Source organism: Aquabacterium sp. (assembly GCF_004297345.1).
Lineage (GTDB): Bacteria > Pseudomonadota > Gammaproteobacteria > Burkholderiales > Burkholderiaceae_C > Aquabacterium.
Map to the genome: position 1 here is coordinate 1 of NZ_SCTN01000023.1, position 2,681 is coordinate 2,681.

The window sequence follows — 2,681 nt, forward strand, 5'->3', positions numbered from 1 at the left end:
CACCATAGTCGGCGGCTACAACGTCAAGCCCCTGATCGACCTGCTGGGCGATGCTGAAGTCGGCGCCGTCGCTGCTGACGCGCTCAAGAAGACCCTGTTGATGTTCGACGCGTTCCATGACGTGTCCGAACTGTGCAAGGCCGGCAATGCCAACGCCAAGGCTGTGATGCAGTCGTGGGCCGATGCCGAGTGGTTCACCGCCCGTCCTGAAGTCGCCAAGAAGATCACCGTGACGGTGTTCAAGGTGCCTGGCGAAACCAACACCGACGACCTGTCGCCCGCTCCCGATGCATGGAGCCGCCCTGACATCCCGATGCACTATCTGGCGATGCTCAAGAACACCCGTCCCGACGCGGCCTTCAAGCCCGAAGAAGACGGCAAGCGCGGCCCGATGCAGTTCATCGAAGACCTGAAGAAGAAGGGCAACCTGGTTGCCTACGTGGGCGACGTGGTCGGCACTGGTTCTTCGCGCAAGTCGGCCACCAACAGCGTGATCTGGGCTACCGGCGAAGACATCCCCTTCGTGCCCAACAAGCGCTTTGGCGGCGTGACCCTGGGCGGCAAGATCGCCCCCATCTTCTTCAACACGCAGGAAGACTCCGGCTCCCTGCCGATCGAAGTGGACGTGACCGCTTTCGAAATGGGCGATGTCATCGACATCTACCCCTATGACGGCAAGATCGAGAAGAACGGCGCCGTGGCTGCCAACTTCGAGCTGAAGTCGCAAGTGCTGCTGGACGAAGTCCGCGCCGGCGGCCGCATCAACCTGATCATCGGCCGCTCGCTGACCGGCAAGGCCCGTGAGTTCCTGGGCTTGAGCGCTTCCACCCTGTTCCGTCTGCCCCAGGCACCGAAGGACAGCGGCAAGGGCTTCACCCTGGCGCAGAAGATGGTTGGCCGCGCTGTGGGCCTGCCTGAAGGCCAAGGCGTGCGTCCTGGCACGTACTGCGAGCCCAAGATGACCACCGTTGGTTCGCAAGACACCACCGGCCCAATGACCCGCGACGAGCTGAAGGACCTGGCTTGCCTGGGCTTCTCGGCTGACCTGGTCATGCAATCGTTCTGCCACACGGCTGCTTACCCCAAGCCCGTGGACGTGAAGATGCACCGCGAACTGCCAGCCTTCATCTCCAACCGCGGCGGCGTGGCCCTGCGTCCTGGTGACGGCGTGATCCACTCGTGGCTGAACCGTCTGCTCTTGCCTGACACCGTCGGTACCGGCGGCGACTCGCACACTCGCTTCCCCATCGGCATCTCCTTCCCCGCTGGCTCCGGCCTGGTCGCCTTCGGCGCCGCCACCGGCGTGATGCCTCTGGACATGCCTGAGTCCGTGCTGGTTCGCTTCAAGGGCAAGATGCAGCCTGGCATCACCCTGCGTGACCTGGTGCATGCCATCCCCCTGTACGCCATCAAGGCTGGTCTGCTGACCGTGGCCAAGGCCGGCAAGAAGAACATCTTCTCGGGCCGCGTGCTGGAAATCGAAGGCCTGCCAGACCTGAAGGTCGAGCAAGCGTTCGAACTGTCCGACGCTTCGGCTGAGCGTTCCGCTGCTGGTTGCACCATCAAGCTGAACAAGGAGCCTGTGGCCGAGTACCTGAAGTCGAACATCGTTCTGATGAAGAACATGATCGCCGACGGTTACGCCGACGCTCGCACCCTGCAACGCCGTATCGACGCACAAGAAGCCTGGTTGGCCAACCCCAACCTGCTGGAAGCCGATGCTGACGCCGAGTACGCTGCTGTCATCGAAATCGACCTGGCCGACATCAAGGAACCCATCGTCTGCTGCCCTAACGACCCAGACGACGCCAAGTTCCTGTCTGAAGTCGCCGGCACCAAGATCGACGAAGCCTTCATCGGCTCTTGCATGACCAACATCGGTCACTTCCGCGCCGCTGGCAAGCTGCTGGAAGGCAAGAAGGACATCCCAGTTCGCCTGTGGGTGGCTCCTCCAACCAAGATGGATGCTGCAGAGCTGACCAAGGAAGGCTTCTACAACACCTTCGGCACCGCTGGCGCCCGTACCGAAATGCCCGGCTGCTCGCTGTGCATGGGTAACCAGGCTCAGATCAAGGAAGGCTCGACCTGTATCTCCACGTCGACCCGCAACTTCCCGAACCGTCTGGGCAAGAACACCAACGTGTTCCTGGGCTCGGCCGAGCTGGTGGCTGTGGCCTCCAAGATGGGCAAGCTGCCTACACCTGCCGAGTACCTGGCCGAGACCGGCGTGATCGCCAAGGACGCCGACAAGATCTACAAGTACATGAACTTCAACCAGATTGAAGAGTACGTTGAGACCGCCAAGGGCGTGAAGGCTGCCTGATCACACTGATCTGAAGGCCTGACGACCAAACCCGCCAGTGAAAGCTGGCGGGTTTTTTTATTTGTCGCAAGAGGGCTTCAGCTGTGACTGAAGGCGTCAACAACTCACCTCCAACGAGCGCCCATCTGCGGCGGTGATCTCCACCTCACCACTCTGGAATGTGGTGTACGGCGTTTTGTATTGAAGTAGTACGACACCATCTTTGGGTACACGCACACACCCGACCACAGATCCAGTGCTACCGCCGAGGTAGTCGTACCAGATACGGTAGGCGTGCCGGCCTTCGCTCTTGTCAAAGAAGGTGGCTTTGCCCCAGGAGACTGGTGCGGGAGTCTGGTTGTCAAACGATACGTTGACA

The 2,681-nt window shown here is 61.1% G+C and carries 2 protein-coding genes; one reads left to right on the forward strand and one right to left on the reverse strand.

Annotated elements, in window-relative coordinates; all coding sequences use genetic code 11:
* On the forward strand, positions 1–2,323 hold a 2,323-nt coding region (gene acnB / locus EPO09_RS00645), incomplete at its 5' end, for a bifunctional aconitate hydratase 2/2-methylisocitrate dehydratase (RefSeq protein WP_290639168.1).
* A 96-nt stretch (positions 2,324–2,419) separates the two neighbouring features.
* On the opposite strand, the gene EPO09_RS00650 is transcribed toward acnB, so the two are convergent.
* A partial coding sequence (locus EPO09_RS00650) for a hypothetical protein (protein WP_290639170.1) occupies positions 2,420–2,681 on the reverse strand: 262 nt, incomplete at its 5' end.